The sequence below is a fragment of the Alteromonas sp. 38 genome, assembly GCF_902506055.1.
GTDB lineage: Bacteria > Pseudomonadota > Gammaproteobacteria > Enterobacterales > Alteromonadaceae > Alteromonas > Alteromonas lipotrueae.
This window is the reverse complement of sequence record NZ_LR733300.1, coordinates 612,264-627,980: the sequence shown is the minus strand read 5'-3', so window position 1 is coordinate 627,980 and position 15,717 is coordinate 612,264. Positions and strand designations below refer to the sequence as shown.

Here is a 15,717-nt window from a genome sequence, read left to right as displayed (position 1 = left end):
CCCTCTATTGCAAAACCGTTCAGTAACAAAAAAGCCAGTCTTTACCAGACTGGCTTTTTATTTTTTATGCGAGCTAAGCGCTACTCGCTTTGTCTCTAAGGTTTAGTTAGCGACATTTGCGCAATAATAATTACTCGTCATCTTCAACTAAGGTCATTAGTGATGTATTACCACCGGATGCTGTAGTATCGATACTAATGGTTTTTTCAGTCATTAAACGCTGAATCAACTTGTCGTTATATTCAGCGGTGATCACTGGCAAGATAGCCCCTTCACGCGATGACAGCATTGCGGTAATTCGCGCCGTACGTTCAGTGCTTGAATCCACAACCACGCCCGCTAAGTCTTCATCCATCAATAAGGCATCGAAGTGACCTAAACGCGCTACTTGGAATACCCCTTTCGGCGCACCAGTAGATTCAAACTTGTTTTGAATCTCAATAGCTTCTTCGTAGAAGATTTCAGATACCACCGACACCACCGTGTTGCCTGTGGCAAGTGCAGTAACAATAGACAGCATCCAGTACTCAAACGATACGTCTTTATCGGCGAAACATACCAGGGTGCCTCTGGGTTCAAGGTAAAGTTTGTTAGATTCACCTGTAGGACCAGGAAGCTCGGTAGGTTTCGCTAACTTACGCTCAACACTGGTTAACTGCTGGCGGGCAGTGGCCAACGTGCGGTTTAAATCATCAGCTAGGTCGTCAACAATGTCGACCTTCGCAATTTTGGCTAATAGCTGACGCACCATAGATATACGGTCGTTTAACGCCATATGACGCCACTGGGCTTCAACTTCCTTAGCTTGATCCATCACTACATGGGCACGTTCGGCAATTTTATCGTCACCGACTAGCGCGTTATCAGTACCATCAACATCATCAATCAATGTTGGTTTCGGTGTAGCACGTTCCATCATTAAACGTGGCAAGTAGTTAGGCCCACCCGCTTTTGGACCCGTACCTGATAACCCACGTCCACCGAAGGGTTGTACGCCAACAATAGCGCCAATCATGTTGCGGTTAATATAGACATTACCTGCACGGCTCTTCGCAGCAAGCTCGTATGCACGCTCTTCAATGCGCGAGTGAATACCCATGGTTAGGCCGTAACCCGTACCATTAATTTGCTCTAAAACATTGTCTAGCTCTTTAGATTTAAAGCGCACTAGGTGCACCACTGGGCCAAAGACTTCTTTTTCCAACACATCCAAGTTATCAATCTGATAAAGCGTAGGTGGGAAGAAAGTGCCGTTTTCAGTGCCTTCAGGCAGCTCGTTTCGATAAAGCAGTTTTCCTTTTCCTTCCATAAAGTCTACATGGTCGGTTAGGCTCTTCAGTGCTTTTTCGTCAATAACTGGGCCAACATCAGTGGCCAGCATGGTCGGATCGCCAATGGTTAACTCTTTCATGGCACCGGTTAACATCCTGATAAGATCATCAGCAATTTCTTCTTGCACGAATAATACGCGAAGGGCTGAACAGCGTTGCCCCGCACTTTGGAAACCAGAATGAATAACATCATCAACTACCTGCTCTGGTAGCGCGGTTGAATCCACAATCATGCAGTTTTGCCCGCCAGTTTCAGCAATTAACGGTACTTGCTCGCCACCACGGTTGGCAAGCTCTTGCGAAATTAGCGTGCCCGTTTGGGTAGAACCGGTAAACATCACCGCTTTAATGCGTTCATCAGAAAGCAGGGTTTCACCTACTTCTTTACCTGGGGCAATAATGAGTTTTAACGCGTCTTCAGGTAGGCCTACCGACTGCATAATGTCCACAGCGCGTTTCGCCACCATGCTGGTTTGTTCAGCTGGTTTGGCAATAACCGTATTACCGGTAACCAATGCTGCGGATACCTGACCTAAAAATATTGCCAGAGGGAAGTTCCACGGGCTAATACACAGCACCACACCACGAGGAAGCAAGCGCTTGTCTTCTGCAAGTTCTTGGGCACGGGCCGCGTAGTAACGACAAAAATCCACCGCTTCACGTACTTCATCAATGCTGTCTTGCGCGACTTTACCTGCTTCACGCATGCAAATAGCAATAAGTTCTGCCATGTGGCGCTCTAGGGCATCAGCGGAGCGATTAAGAATTTCAGCACGTTCTGAAGTGTCGCGCTTAGACCAGGCGTCAAAGCCTGCATCTGCGTCGTCCAACGCTTTGCGCATATCATCAGGTTGTGCGTAATAATGGTAACCCACCACATCGTCGTGGTTCATTGGGTTTCTTACCGCTGTTGCGCCCTCTGGAACACCATCGGTTACACTGTAAAACTCTTGCCAACGCTCTAGTTCGTGTTGTAGCGCGGTAACCGCGTTCACGTCGGTTAAATCTAGTCCGCGAGAGTTATCACGTTCAGGTGCGTATAAACCACGTGGTGTTTTAATTAGTTTGTTGAAACGCACTTTAAGGCGCTGGGTTTTTTCAACCGGATCTTCAAGCAATGACTCTACCGGCTTTTCATCGTCTACAATAGCGTTAACGAACGACGAGTTTGCGCCATTTTCTAATAAGCGACGAACTAGGTAAGCTAATAAGTCTTCATGTTCACCCACAGGCGCATAAACACGGCACTGAATTTTTTCTTCGGTTACTACCGTATCGTAAAGGGTATCGCCCATGCCGTGTAAGCACTGGAACTCAAATCCTTCTTTATCGTCGCCAGCCAGTTCAATAATTACTGACGCTGAGTAGGCGTTGTGAGTAGCAAACTGCGGGTACAAGGTATCGCGGTATTCTAATAGGCGATTTGCACAGGCATGGTAAGACACATCGGTAGATGACTTACGGGTAAATACAGGAAACTCTTCTAAGCCCGCTTGTTGGGTAAGCTTAATTTCCGTATCCCAGTAGGCACCTTTTACCAGTCGAACCATTAACGAACGGCCGACTTCGAGTGAAAGCACGCGCAAATGTTCAATCACATGGATAGCACGTTTTTGGTAGGCCTGAACTGCGAGACCAAAACCCGTCCATCCGTTTAAATCTTCATCACGGAAAACCGCTTCAATAATATCTAACGATAGCTCTAAACGGTCGGCTTCTTCTGCATCTACCGTTAAGCCTATATCGTACTCTTTAGCCAGCATGCATAGCGCTTTTAAGCGCGGCGGAATATCACGCATTGCGCGCTCTCTGTGCAAGAATTCAAAGCGCGGATGTATTGCCGACAACTTAACTGAAATGCCCGGCGAACGCTTAGGTCCGCGGCCGTTAGCGGCTTTACCAATCACTTCAATGGCTTTAACGTAAGAATCGTAATAGCGGTCTGCATCTTCCATCGTGCGGGCGCCTTCACCCAACATGTCGTAAGAATACACATAGCCTTTGGTTTCTTTTTCCTTCGCTCGTTCTACTGCGTCTTTAATGGTTTCGCCCATCACAAACTGACGACCCATTACCCGCATGGCAATATTCATTGCGCGGCGGATAACCGGCTCACCTAAGCGACCCAAGGTTTTCTTCAACAGTCCAAACTGTTCTTTCTTGCGCTTGTCAGCATAATTGACCATGTTGCCAGTAAACAATAAGCCCCATGCTGAAGCGTTCACGAACAAAGAATCTGAATTGCCAAGGTGTGGTGTCCACTGCCCTTTAGATAATTTGTCGCGGATGAGTTCATCTTGCGTATCGCCATCAGGCACACGCAACAAGGCTTCAGCCAAACACATCAATACCACACCTTCTGAGGTGGATAGTGAATACTCATTTAACAACGCATCTACGCCACCATGGCCTTCTTGGTCTCGACGAATTTGCAGTACCATTTTACGGGCGCGTTCCCACGCACGACTTCTCGCACGAGGGTTTACCTCAGCAATGGGTAAAATTTGATCTACAGCCACAGATTCACTAATTCGATAGTAGTCTCGAATGCGCTGGCGTAGGGGAGATGTAGTATGAAGTGTGTCGTTAATGAGCATTGCAACCCTTTATTCGAATAGCTGTAGAAAATGGTTCCGGTAACGTAAAACTAGCATAACGTTACATGGAAAAAATGAATTAACAAGTAAAGCTAAGCTTTGCTTGAAGCGCCCCACCTAAAGTGGGCCGCGCTTGCGTCAATAGGTATTTAAACTTCGATCTTCTCAATGAAGATCACGATATCGCCGAAATTGCGCGGATACTAGCATAAATGCGTCTTTCGCCAAGCCCTCGCTGTCAACTTTTTGCACCACTGTGATAGGGCACCTAAGAATGCAGATGAATAACATTTCGCAGATATTTATAAATAAGAAGCGACGCGCCAAGAATGTTAATTAAATGTTTAAAAAATCTAAAATTAAGGCCAATATCTCTAATATAAGGTCTACACTAGATAATATAAAAAGTGGAGGTTAACGCTAATGTGGTTACGCAATTTTAGTTTAATTCAAAGGCTCAGCATTATTGTTGCGCTTACAGCGCTGTTATTTCTGGTGCTAACCGGTGTGGTATTAAACCAGCACTATAAGGCTCTGAAAGAAAAGTCGTATAAAGAAAATCAACATCTAGTAGAAGTTGTTCATACCTTGCTGGCTAATTTTGAAGCACTGGAAGGGGTTGATGAGGAAGCTGCTAAACAGCAGGCGCTGACCGCAGTTAGCCGTCTTCGGTATGATGAAACCAATTATTTTTGGATTCAAGACGCCACCCCCGCTATGGTAATGCACCCCATCAAACCATCGCTGAACGGGCAAGATTTACGAAGCTTTAAAGATGGAAACGGTAAAGCGTTTTTTGTGGAAATGGCCCAACTGGTTAAATCTTCAGGCAGTGGCTTTGTTGATTATGTTTGGCCACTACCAGGTGAGGAAACGCCGGTAGACAAAATTTCGTATGTTAAAGAGTTCAAACCATGGGGTTGGACTGTAGGTTCAGGTATTTACTTATCCACTCTTGAAGCAGAGTACGCCAACTTACGCAATTTGCTTATCGTTATTTGTATTATTAGCGTGTTATTGGTGGTAGCGCTTATCTTCTATATTGGCGGCAGTATTGTTAAACCTGTCCATGAAGTCACTGAAAGAATGAAAGATATTGCCATGGGAGAGGGCGATTTAACACGGTCACTTCCAGAATCAGGCCACGATGAAATAACGCGCCTTGCTCGCTACTTCAATGAATACACCAATAAAATGCGGCAATCCTTGTTAGGTATACGTGAAAATATCACCGCCCTAACGCAGCAAGCCGTTCTGGTTGAAACCGTTAGCCAAGACAGTAACAGCCAAGCGCAAAGCCAAAATGAAAACATGATGCAAGTTGCCGTGGCCATGGAACAAATGACCACCCAAATTCAGCAAGTGAGCCAAAATGCAGATACTGCTGAAACTAGTACTAGCGGCGCACGAGCCAATGTAGAACAAGGCACCAGCGTAGTAGAAAGTACCGTGAGTGATATTCGTTCTTTGACGTCGAACATTGAGAGCGTGAGCCATGTAGTGAGCGAGCTTGCCGAACAAACTAACAGTATTGGCGCGGTACTAGACGTTATTCGCGGCATTGCCGATCAAACTAACTTACTTGCATTGAATGCTGCTATTGAGGCCGCTCGCGCTGGGGAACAAGGCAGAGGGTTTGCCGTGGTGGCCGATGAAGTGCGTACCCTAGCCAGTCGTACAGGCCAAAGTACCGATGAAATTCAGGCGATGATTGAGAAGCTACAAAGCAATGCAAAAGCCGCCGTAGACGCCGTGCAAGTCAGTCAGAATGCTTCAGCAAGTACGGTGGATAATGCCAACAAAGCAAACGATAGCTTAAAAGAAGCCGACCGGCTTATGAATGAGATTTCAGGTATGAGTAGCCAAATAGCTCGTGCGACAGAACAGCAGGCAGAGGCCGCCAATGAAGCCAACATTCGCATCAATGCGCTGTCTGGCGCTGCCGATAACAGTCTAAAAACGGCGGAAAAATTAGCGAGTGCCAGTCAGGCACTAAAAGCTAGCTGTATGGCGATAAAAGAAATTGCCAGCAAATTTAAACTTTAGTGAACCAAATTAGTCGTAAAAAGGAAGGTATTCACAGGTTTATACTACTTCCTGCGTATGGAAGTATTTAAGGCGGTGCTTTAGACTGGTTATCTACATACTGTAGATAACCCGCTAAACGTCGTTTACAAGGAGTGATATATGAGCAGTGATAGTAAAGGGATCCCAATCAAATTTTGGGTATTGGGCTTTTTTGTTCTACTTATCTTAGTGTATGTTTTATTTGCTAATACCATTATTAAAGCCGTACTAGAATCAAAATTAGGCGAATCTTATGGTGCTGAAGTCAACATTGCCGAATTTGATCACTCTTTATACCCTACCACTGTTACTCTTAGAGGCATTGGCTTAACCAACGCAACAAAGCCTTCTCACAATCAAGTGCTAGTTGGCGAAGCAAATGCGGACGTTGCCCTCATGCCGCTGCTTTCCAATCAAGTTGTGGTAAACAACCTTAACTTACTTGATGTGCAATTTGACCAGGCCCGCGAGCACGAAGGTGAAGTTTACCGGGTGCCTGAAAGCTCACTGTCCTACGATGAAATAAAAGCAAAAGCCAAAGAAGCGGTGCCTTCTGTAGACGAATTGCTTGCCCGTAATCCACTAAAAACTACCGCCGCCGTTGCCGAGGCAAAAGAAGCCTATGCCACCTACTCTGAAGGCTTAAAGCAAGATTATGAAAACTTGCCTGACAAAGCACGTATCGACTATTACAAAACTCAGGTTGCTGAGCTTAAAGAAACGAATTACAAAGATCCTCAAGCCCTCATTCAAGCCAAATCATCGTTAGATAAATTAAAAGAAGAAATGAGTGCAGATCGTGCGCTTATTAGCAGCTTCACCGATAAAGCGTCGAATGCTAAGAGTGCGTTGAGCAACTCGGTAAAGGCCTTAAAAGAAGCGCCTGGTGAAGATTATGCGTTACTTAAAGGCATAATTGCGGGCGATGAAGCAGCCCTATCTCAAGTGACTTACTTTGTATTTGGCGACAAAGCCGCTGAATATACAGAGTATTTAATGTCGGCCATGCAAATTGTGATGCCACTACTTCAAGGCGGTGATACGCCCGAGGAACCTGCAGCCGATATGCCTTCTATTTTGGTGAAACAAGCAAACGTGTCTGTGCTTTGGCAAAACGAGTCGATAAGCAGCTCATGGCAGAACATCACCAACACCCACAGTGTGTTTGGTGACCCAACGACCTTTACCATTGAAGCGGCAGGCGACATGCTTAAGCAATTTACCTCAAGTGGTGAATTCTGGATTGATGAGAGTGGTGTAGATGCAAGCCAAGTGTGGGAACTAGCTGGTGTGAATATGTCGAATATTCCAGTAAGCGGTAATGAAACACTTAATGCCGTAATGAAAACCGCCCTCATGGCGACTACCGGCTCAATGAAAGTCGTTGATAATCAGCTTAGCGGCAACGGTAAAGTTAACTTGCAAGAGTTAGTGATGGAAGCCACAGGTACTAGCGATGTAACTAGCGCTATTGCCTCTGCACTTCAATCGTTAAGTAGTTTATCAATGACCATGCTACTTGATGGCACCATAGCTAACCCTGGATTTAATATTAAGTCAGATTTAGATAACAAACTGGCGCAAGCCGCTATTTCTCAGCTCACCGCGTCTCAGCAAGATAAGCTTGATGAACTTAATACCAAGCTAAATACGATGGTTGCCAGTGAGCAAGATGCCCTGTCTGGTGAATTGGTTGATATTAATGCAATGCTAAGTGCGGCACAGGGCGACAGCGGCGCCTTACAAGAATTGCTTCAAAGCCAATTGAGCAGTGTGGTTGAAGAACAAAAGAATAAATTGTTCGACAAACTCAAAGGTAAATTAGGACAAGGTGAATAAAGCACCTTTGATTCCTTTGCCCTTCGCGGCATAATAGGTAATAACGCAGAGGGCAGTTTACTGCCCTTTTTAAATTTTCCTCCGCTTACCGGTTTTCAGGTGACTTTGTGTGGCAAGATAAATGGCTTCCTATTGTACTCATCACCCTATTAGGGTTGTTGCAGTATCGGCTATGGTTTGGGAAAAATAGTATTCCTGACTACCTCAGTCGAGAGCAGGAAGTGAAAACTCAAGCGCAGCAAAACGCAAACCTTGCACAGCGAAATGCCCTGCTAAACGCAGATATCACCGACCTTAAAGTGGGTTTAGAGGCTATTGAAGAGCGCGCTCGCAACGAACTAGGCCTGATTAAGCAAGGGGAAACTTTTTACCGGATTTTACCGACAGAAACTAAGTGAGTAACATGACATCCTCCTCTGTAGTTGCGGTTATTCCCGCAGCTGGTATTGGCAGCCGAATGCAGGCTGATCGCCCCAAGCAGTATTTACCTCTTCAAGGGAAAACGATTCTTGAACACACCGCTGAATTACTGCTAAATCATCACGCCATCGATTACCTTGTTATAGCCATCAGCTCTCACGATACTTACTTTCCCTCTCTTTCCCTTGCTAATAATCCCAAGGTGAAAGTTGTAGAGGGTGGCAATGAACGGGCTGACTCTGTGCTAAATGCAATAAATACCCTACCAGAAAATACCTGGGCATTAGTGCACGATGCCGCGCGCCCTTGTGTAAGCGCTCATGACATTACTAATTTGCTGGCGGTGATGGATAATAGACAGGTAGCTGGTGGTATTTTAGCTTCTCGGGTTCGAGACACCATGAAACGAGGCTCTGCCAAGCAAGCGGTTAATGCCGGCTTCCCCACTGTTCTTCATACTGAAAGCAGAGAAAATTTATGGCATGCCCTTACGCCGCAGTTGTTTCCCACTACGCTACTTAAAAGCGCCTTGCGGGATGGCCTAGCTGCTGGCGCAACTATTACCGACGAAGCATCAGCCATAGAGTACGTTGGCCACACGGTTGCACTTATTGATAGCGACCCTGCAAATATTAAAATAACCCACCCAGGGGACTTACCCTTGGCAGATTTTTACTTACATCAACGACAGAAGGCACAAACAGAATGCGAATAGGACACGGTTTCGACGTTCATAAATTTGGTGGCGAAGGCCCCATCGTTATTGGTGGTGTAAGCATTGACTATGAACACGGCCTAGTCGCCCATTCTGATGGCGACGTATTGCTACATGCATTATGTGACGCATTACTTGGTGCTGCAGCCCTAGGGGATATTGGCAAGCATTTTCCCGATACCGATGATGCCTATTCAGGCGCCGATAGCCGTGTATTACTCAGGCATGTTGTTCACGTAATAAATGAAAAAGGCTATACCTTAGGCAATGCAGATATGACGATAGTGGCGCAGGCCCCGAAAATGGCACCCCACATTCAGGCCATGCGAGAAATCATTGCCAAAGACTGTCATTGCGAGCTTGATGCGATCAACGTAAAAGCTACCACGACAGAAAAGTTAGGATATACAGGCAGAAAAGAAGGCATAGCTGCTCACGCGGTAGTGCTACTGGAAAAGATATGAAACCATTACATACACAACACTGGAATTACTATTATAGTAAACCCGTATCTACCGGTTTATTTAAGTTTCAAGCCGACGACTTTCAAGTGGTGGAAGATTTAGGTTACGAGCCCTGCGGTGAAGGCGAGCATCAGTTTGTCTTTGTCGAGAAAGTGAATACCAATACTGCTTTTGTTGCTGAGCAACTTGCTCGTTACACCAAATTACCCCTTCGCCAAGTGACGTACGCAGGCAGGAAAGATAAATATGCTCTTACCCGTCAGTGGTTTGGTTTACATGCGCCAGGGCAAGCTGATTTCGACTTTAGTGATTTTGAGCTAGAAGGTGTACGGGTTATTAAACAAACTCGCCACAATAGAAAACTTCGCACCGGCCAATTAAAAGGCAATGCTTTTACCATTACTCTACGCCAAGTTGTGCATCCAGAAGCCATTGAAGCGCGTCTTCAGGAAATCGCTAAACATGGTGTGCCAAATTACTATGGCGAACAGCGATTTGGCGTCATGCGGGTGAACGAGCAAGGAGAAGTACAGCGCGGTGGCAACCTGGCCATGGCCGAGCGTATGATAAATGGCGAAACCATTCGCCACAGAAATAAGCGCTCTATGGCACTGTCGGCCTTGCGTAGCTGGCTATTCAATGAGGTCATATCTATTCGTTTAGAAAAGGAGACCTTCGATAAAGTACTTACCGGTGACGCATTGGTATTAACCGGCTCAAACAGCTTCTTCATTGACGATGACAAGCAGCAAGACAGTCAGCAACGTTATGAAGACAAAGATGTATGTCCTTCGGCACCGCTGTGGGGTAAGGGTGACTTGATCACCACGTCAGAGGCAAACGCCACCGAAGAGCAGGTTGCATCTACTCACCCAGAAGTTATCGACTTCTTAGGGCAATGTGGGTTCGAGCAAGAACGCCGTGCTATAAAAATATGGCCATCGCAACTTGAATGGCAAAGTAAGGGTGATACATTAACCCTATCGTTTTCATTACCTAGCGGCTGTTTTGCCACATCCGTACTTAGGGAATGTGTTGAAACCGTTTCTCCCATTCATAGTATTTAGTTGAGATTGCATGAAAATCCTAATGAGTAACGACGATGGCGTGTTTGCAAAAGGCTTAGCTATTTTGCACGAAACCATCTCCAGCGAGCACGATATTACTGTTATCGCCCCCGATCGTAACTGTAGTGGCGCAAGTAACGCCCTTTCGTTACATCAACCCCTTCGTATTCAACGTATGGATAGTGGGTTTTATTCTGTCAACGGCACGCCATCAGACTGTGTTCATTTAGGTATCAGCCGAATTCTAAAAGATGACCCAGAATTGGTAGTATCTGGTATTAATCATGGTGCTAACTTAGGCGATGATGTAGTTTATTCGGGTACGGTAGCGGCGGCGACGGAAGGCAGATATATGGGCTTACCCGCCATTGCAGTGTCGCTTGCCAGCAAGAAAGGTGAAAACTTTGAAACGGCGGCACGGGTAGTGCTAGATATTATTCGTAAACTTCAATCTCATCCTTTACCTGCAAATCAAATTTTGAACGTAAATGTTCCGGATATACCTTATGATGAGCTTAAAGGTATAGAAGTAACCAGACAGGGTCGCCGACATCGCGCTGAACCTATGTTTGAAGATAAAGACCCGTTTGGCCAAACCATCTATTGGTATGGCCCAGCAGGTTCAGAACAAGATGCCGGCCCAGGTACAGACTTTCATGCAGTGGCAAACGGGTATTGCTCCGTTACCCCACTCAGTGTTGATATGACTGCCTACCAAAGCTTAGACAATATGAAAGAATGGTTAGCAAAATAACCTAATTGCGCGCAGCAGATAACAAGGATAATAAGCACCACCATGAGAGCCTCCAGAAAAGGGGATGCGCTAGCACAACTGCTTTATGACGAAGGGATCCGTTCGCAGCCTGTGCTCAACGCCATTGCCGGTACACCCCGGGAAACATTCTTACCTGATGCGCTTAAGCATAAAGCCTATCAGAATACTGCGCTGCCTATCGGGCAGGGGCAAACTATTTCGCAACCCTATATTGTTGCGAAAATGACTGAACTGCTGCTAGATAGTCCGAATAAACCCGAAAAAGTGTTAGAGATTGGTACAGGCTCTGGTTATCAGACCGCTATTCTTGCGCAACTTTTTTCGAGTGTATTTAGCGTAGAACGAATCAAATCGCTACAATTTCATGCAAAAAGACGGATGAACCAACTCGATTTACACAATATTGCCATGAAACACGGCGATGGGTGGAAGGGGTGGACATCTAAAGGTCCTTACGATGCCATTATTGTGACGGCTGCGGCCAGTAGTTTGCCGCAAGATTTATGCGATCAATTAAAAGAAGGAGGCCGTCTGATCATTCCTGTAGGAAATGAACAGCAGTCTCTATTATGTATCGACAGGATAGAAGGCGAACTAAAAACCACCACCATAGAGGCGGTACGTTTTGTTCCCTTAGTAGCAGGAGAGCTATTGTGAAATTGTTCGAGCCAATGTACGACATGGCACTTCGATGGGCTAGACACCGCCATGCGGTTAAATATTTAGGGGGGCTTAGTTTTGCTGAGTCAGTATTTTTCCCTATTCCGCCTGATGTCATGCTCGCGCCCATGTCGTTGTCTCAACCCGACAAAGCGTGGCGCTTCGCCCTTATTACTACGCTTGCGTCTATTTTGGGGGGGATTGCAGGTTATTGGCTGGGTTATTTTGCCTTTGATGCATGGTTAGCGCCTATCATTGATAGTTGGGGCTATACCCACAAAATAGAAACTGCCACGCAGTGGTTTGCCGATTATGGCGTTTGGGTGGTGTTTGTTGCTGGGTTCTCGCCTATTCCCTATAAGGTCTTCACCACAAGTGCTGGCTTTCTACAGATGGCCTTTTTTCCTTTTCTTATTGCGTCTGCGGTAGGCCGTGGCGCAAGATTCTTCTTGGTCGCAGGACTTATGCGCTGGGGCGGTGCCCCTATGGAAGCCAAACTGCGCCAATATGTGGAAGTATTAGGCTGGGCAGTGGTGCTATTGGCTGTTGCCGCTTACCTCATCTTGCGATAATGGCAAAGCGATGTCATACCGCTTCTTTCTGATCAGTGTTGTGCTACTGCTACTACAAAGTTGCAGTAGCCGTACCGATCCTGCCCCTGTTGTTTTATTAAATAGTCAAGCAGATCAAGAGTCTGGTGGATTCACATCAGATACCTATAAAGTACAGCCAGGGGACACCCTTTTTGGTATCGCTTGGTACACAGGAAATGACTATCGAGATATTGCTAAATTTAACAGCTTATCAGAACCTTATCGCATTTTCCCTGGTCAAGAATTACGCATTTCTCCCCCACCCAAAATTGTAAAGATTTTGTCAAGACCCAAGCCACAGACCACTCAGTCAGCAGATCCGACCACAACAACAGTAGACAAAAGTTTGATTGACCCCCCTAAACCACGGGCGTATGGTGAAGGTGAAAAAGTTGTTAAGCGACAAAACGTTACGAGCGTCAACAGGCCGCCAGAAAGCGTCAAAATAACGGCACCCAACAGTTTTCCTAACAAGATAAAAAAGTGGGTTTGGCCTAGCAAGGGCAAGATTGTTGAAACGTTTAGTAAGTCAGAGTCGGGCAACAAAGGAATTGATATCGCTGCGGCTAAAGGTACATCGATACACGCGGCAGCAGATGGCAAAGTTGTTTACTCAGGAAGCGCCTTAAGAGGCTATGGTAAATTGGTTATTATCAAACATACCGACACCTTTTTAAGTGCCTACGCATACAACGACACAATAATCGTAAAAGAACGAGATTGGGTGTCAGCGGGGCAAAAAATCGCCACCATGGGAGACAGCGGAACAAATTCGGTAAAACTTCATTTTGAAGTTAGATATCGTGGTAAGTCTTTAGACCCACTGCGTTATCTGCCAGCTACACGACCATAATAATAACAAATAATAATAAGAAACGAATTAAGGAGAAACGTCGTAAGGTAACCTTGAAGCAGGAGATTCATTGTGGGTCATATAAATCAAAGCCTAGAATCAAATACGAAAGATGACTTAAACGTCATTGATATGCCAGCCGATCTGAAAACGGATAAAATAATATCTGATGACACTGACACCAATTCAGAAGAATTAGTGTTAAGCCAAGACGACCAACCAAAAAATCTAGACGCCACTCAGTTATATCTAGGTGAAATCGGTTTCTCGCCTCTGCTTAGTGCAGAAGAAGAAGTGTTTTTCGCCAGAAAGGCTCTACGTGGATGTGAAGCCTCACGCAAGCGCATGATTGTAAGTAATTTACGCCTAGTTGTAAAAATAGCGCGTCGATACAACAACCGCGGCCTTGCTCTGTTAGATCTAATCGAAGAAGGGAATCTAGGACTTATACGTGCTGTTGAAAAGTTCGATCCCGAACGTGGTTTTCGTTTTTCAACGTACGCAACGTGGTGGATTAGACAAACCATTGAACGCGCAATTATGAACCAAACGCGCACTATTCGTTTGCCTATTCACGTCGTTAAAGAACTTAATGTATATTTACGTGCAGCTCGTGAGTTATCTCAAAAACTTGATCACGAACCTACTGCCGAAGAAATTGCACTTGCCTTAGACAAACCTGTCGAAGACGTTACCAAAATGCTGCGACTTAATGAACGTATTACGTCAGTAGATACCCCAATTGGTGGCGAAAACGATAAAGCGTTGCTAGATATTCTGGCCGATGAAAAAGAATTCGGTCCAGAAGAGAACTTACAAGATTCAGACATCAAATCAAATATTGTTGGCTGGCTTGAAGAGCTCAATCCTAAACAACGTGAAGTGTTGGCAAGACGCTTTGGATTAATGGGTTATGAGCCTTCAACGCTTGAAGATGTTGGTGCTGAAATTGGTCTGACTCGGGAACGAGTTCGCCAAATTCAAGTAGAAGCGTTACGTCGGTTGCGAGATATTCTAGGCCATCAAGGCCTATCGCTAGAAAATTTATTTAACCAAATGAATTAATAGCACATTGCACCAACACCATGCCGAGGCGCACTCTGTCCTCGGCATTTTTGTTTGTAGTACTAAGCTCTAGTTAAGCTCACGAAAACATAGTCATGTGGGTTTTTCTCATCCGCAGAGTGTGCTTCGCGGCTAATCTCCTTCCACGATCCCTGGGCTTCATAATCGGGAAATTGCGTATCGCCTTCTACCGCTAATTTGATAAATGTCAGGTGCAAGGTATCAGCCTTATCCAAAAAGGCCTGATAAATGGTCCCACCACCGATAATCATCACCTCATCTGGCTGACTCTCTAAAGCTAAAGCATGCTCAATGGCCGCTTCAGGTGACGATACCACCGTTGCGTCTGGCAAACTGTAAGCACTGTTAGTAGTGATAACGATATTCGGCCTTCCCGGCAAAGCACGGCCGATAGACTCATAAGTTTTACGGCCCATAATGACAGGCTTACCCATGGTGATTTGCTTGAAATGTTTCAAATCTGCTGGCAAATGCCAGGGCATGTCGTTATCTGCGCCGATAACGCGTTTGCTTGCCATTGCGGCAATCATGGCAATTTTCATAGTGATACTGACCAAAAGTGTTTCAATAACGACTATGATAACTGATTACCACCATCGCGATAACTCTTGCGTTAATAACAATCCGTTATTCCCCCGCCTCATTGTGTAAATTGGCCCCTCTATTACACCTTGTCCATTTTATTTACCTATCTTGTTTCAATTAACCGAATATCAACCGATATTATACGAGCTGTGGTGTAGTGGTAAAAACTTCTGTTCCCCTATAGTGATTACTCATTTGCTTCTTATTAAAATCCAATCAAATGTAAATAATAACAATTATCATTTGCGATCGTGATTTATATCGACTAGGGTGTAATCAGGAGGGCAAGCAAATGCAAATAACGTACTTGTGTGCAAAACACGAAGATTGGATTTATAGCAACCCGGAGCAAGCGCTTCACTTTATGGCCAGAGATGAAATGCAGGGCACGCTTTTACTGCATTGCGGCCAATACACCGATGCCATACCTTACTTAGGTTGTGCTTTTGATATTGCAGTCATTCTTTTAGAAGTGGATGGCGGCGAAAATGAAGCCATGAAGAGCAAAGTAAAGGGGTTGGCAGGATTACTCGAAGAAACTTATTACCACCTTAAGCTTCCCGTTTACAGAAATGCCATTTTAGACAGGGCGAATTCCGTATTGCAAGCTACAGAGTCGGCTTTGCTGACCGCATTTTTACTCAAATCTGTACATCCATAAGTTG

At 45.4% G+C, this 15,717-nt stretch carries 14 protein-coding genes; 12 read left to right on the top strand and 2 right to left on the bottom strand.

The features are described 5' to 3' along the window. Positions 1 to 130: 130 nt before the first annotated feature. Complete coding sequence (gene putA, locus FLAVO9R_RS02725; RefSeq protein ID WP_159528553.1) at positions 131 to 3,928, bottom strand: bifunctional proline dehydrogenase/L-glutamate gamma-semialdehyde dehydrogenase PutA; 3,798 nt, start codon at positions 3,926 to 3,928, stop codon at positions 131 to 133. Between the two features lie 423 nt (positions 3,929 to 4,351). Between putA and FLAVO9R_RS02720 the strand changes: the two genes are divergently transcribed. The 11 genes from FLAVO9R_RS02720 to rpoS all read left to right on the top strand — a co-directional run bounded on the left by FLAVO9R_RS02720 (position 4,352) and on the right by rpoS (position 14,446). Beyond that, on the top strand, positions 4,352 to 5,974 hold the full coding sequence (locus FLAVO9R_RS02720; protein WP_159528551.1) for a methyl-accepting chemotaxis protein: 1,623 nt from the start codon (positions 4,352 to 4,354) through the stop codon (positions 5,972 to 5,974). A gap of 141 nt (positions 5,975 to 6,115) precedes the next feature. After that, positions 6,116 to 7,834, top strand: a complete 1,719-nt coding sequence (locus FLAVO9R_RS02715; protein ID WP_159528549.1) for a TIGR03545 family protein — start codon at positions 6,116 to 6,118, stop codon at positions 7,832 to 7,834. Positions 7,835 to 7,941: 107 nt separating this feature from the next. Continuing rightward, positions 7,942 to 8,232: a cell division protein FtsB gene (gene ftsB, locus FLAVO9R_RS02710; RefSeq protein ID WP_159528547.1), complete on the top strand. Its 291-nt coding sequence runs from the start codon at positions 7,942 to 7,944 to the stop codon at positions 8,230 to 8,232. A gap of 5 nt (positions 8,233 to 8,237) precedes the next feature. Beyond that, the gene (gene ispD / locus FLAVO9R_RS02705) at positions 8,238 to 8,969 is read left to right on the top strand and encodes a 2-C-methyl-D-erythritol 4-phosphate cytidylyltransferase (protein ID WP_159528545.1); all 732 of its coding nucleotides are present in this window, start codon (positions 8,238 to 8,240) and stop codon (positions 8,967 to 8,969) included. Then, complete coding sequence (gene ispF / locus FLAVO9R_RS02700) at positions 8,960 to 9,433, top strand: 2-C-methyl-D-erythritol 2,4-cyclodiphosphate synthase (RefSeq protein ID WP_159528543.1); 474 nt, start codon at positions 8,960 to 8,962, stop codon at positions 9,431 to 9,433. The genes ispD and ispF overlap by 10 nt, the downstream gene beginning before the upstream one ends. Then, positions 9,430 to 10,500, top strand: coding sequence for a tRNA pseudouridine(13) synthase TruD (truD, locus tag FLAVO9R_RS02695; protein ID WP_159528541.1), 1,071 nt, complete (start codon positions 9,430 to 9,432; stop codon positions 10,498 to 10,500). Before ispF ends, truD begins: the two co-directional genes overlap by 4 nt. A 10-nt stretch (positions 10,501 to 10,510) precedes the next feature. Next, positions 10,511 to 11,254 carry a 5'/3'-nucleotidase SurE gene (gene surE, locus FLAVO9R_RS02690; protein WP_159528539.1) on the top strand — a complete coding sequence of 248 codons (744 nt, stop codon included), beginning with the start codon at positions 10,511 to 10,513 and terminating at the stop codon, positions 11,252 to 11,254. 42 nt (positions 11,255 to 11,296) lie between these two features. Continuing rightward, the gene (locus FLAVO9R_RS02685) at positions 11,297 to 11,932 is read left to right on the top strand and encodes a protein-L-isoaspartate(D-aspartate) O-methyltransferase (protein ID WP_159528537.1); all 636 of its coding nucleotides are present in this window, start codon (positions 11,297 to 11,299) and stop codon (positions 11,930 to 11,932) included. Then, positions 11,929 to 12,507: a YqaA family protein gene (locus tag FLAVO9R_RS02680; protein WP_159528535.1), complete on the top strand. Its 579-nt coding sequence runs from the start codon at positions 11,929 to 11,931 to the stop codon at positions 12,505 to 12,507. The genes FLAVO9R_RS02685 and FLAVO9R_RS02680 overlap by 4 nt, the downstream gene beginning before the upstream one ends. Before the next feature lie 10 nt (positions 12,508 to 12,517). Next, positions 12,518 to 13,381: a peptidoglycan DD-metalloendopeptidase family protein gene (locus tag FLAVO9R_RS02675; protein WP_159528533.1), complete on the top strand. Its 864-nt coding sequence runs from the start codon at positions 12,518 to 12,520 to the stop codon at positions 13,379 to 13,381. Positions 13,382 to 13,453: 72 nt separating this feature from the next. Then, positions 13,454 to 14,446, top strand: coding sequence for an RNA polymerase sigma factor RpoS (gene rpoS / locus FLAVO9R_RS02670; protein ID WP_129736278.1), 993 nt, complete (start codon positions 13,454 to 13,456; stop codon positions 14,444 to 14,446). 62 nt (positions 14,447 to 14,508) lie between these two features. On the opposite strand, the gene folA is transcribed toward rpoS, so the two are convergent. Next, the gene (folA, locus tag FLAVO9R_RS02665; RefSeq protein ID WP_159534347.1) at positions 14,509 to 14,997 is read right to left on the bottom strand and encodes a type 3 dihydrofolate reductase; all 489 of its coding nucleotides are present in this window, start codon (positions 14,995 to 14,997) and stop codon (positions 14,509 to 14,511) included. 347 nt (positions 14,998 to 15,344) lie between these two features. On the opposite strand from folA, the gene FLAVO9R_RS02660 reads away from it, so the two are divergent. After that, complete coding sequence (locus FLAVO9R_RS02660) at positions 15,345 to 15,713, top strand: hypothetical protein (RefSeq protein WP_159528532.1); 369 nt, start codon at positions 15,345 to 15,347, stop codon at positions 15,711 to 15,713. The last annotated feature ends 4 nt before the right edge of the window (positions 15,714 to 15,717 follow it).

Bases quoted from the DNA above. Each gene is read 5' to 3' on its own strand.
- FLAVO9R_RS02715 (WP_159528549.1), top strand. From the start codon at position 6,116: ATGAGCAGTGATAGTAAAGGGATCCCAATCAAATTTTGGGTATTGGGC.
- ispD (WP_159528545.1), top strand. From the start codon at position 8,238: ATGACATCCTCCTCTGTAGTTGCGGTTATTCCCGCAGCTGGTATTGGC.
- folA (WP_159534347.1), bottom strand. From the start codon at position 14,997: ATGATTGCCGCAATGGCAAGCAAACGCGTTATCGGCGCAGATAACGAC.
- ispF (WP_159528543.1), top strand. From the start codon at position 8,960: ATGCGAATAGGACACGGTTTCGACGTTCATAAATTTGGTGGCGAAGGC.
- putA (WP_159528553.1), bottom strand. From the start codon at position 3,928: ATGCTCATTAACGACACACTTCATACTACATCTCCCCTACGCCAGCGC.
- FLAVO9R_RS02675 (WP_159528533.1), top strand. From the start codon at position 12,518: ATGTCATACCGCTTCTTTCTGATCAGTGTTGTGCTACTGCTACTACAA.
- truD (WP_159528541.1), top strand. From the start codon at position 9,430: ATGAAACCATTACATACACAACACTGGAATTACTATTATAGTAAACCC.
- surE (WP_159528539.1), top strand. From the start codon at position 10,511: ATGAAAATCCTAATGAGTAACGACGATGGCGTGTTTGCAAAAGGCTTA.
- FLAVO9R_RS02685 (WP_159528537.1), top strand. From the start codon at position 11,297: ATGAGAGCCTCCAGAAAAGGGGATGCGCTAGCACAACTGCTTTATGAC.
- FLAVO9R_RS02660 (WP_159528532.1), top strand. From the start codon at position 15,345: ATGCAAATAACGTACTTGTGTGCAAAACACGAAGATTGGATTTATAGC.
- FLAVO9R_RS02720 (WP_159528551.1), top strand. From the start codon at position 4,352: ATGTGGTTACGCAATTTTAGTTTAATTCAAAGGCTCAGCATTATTGTT.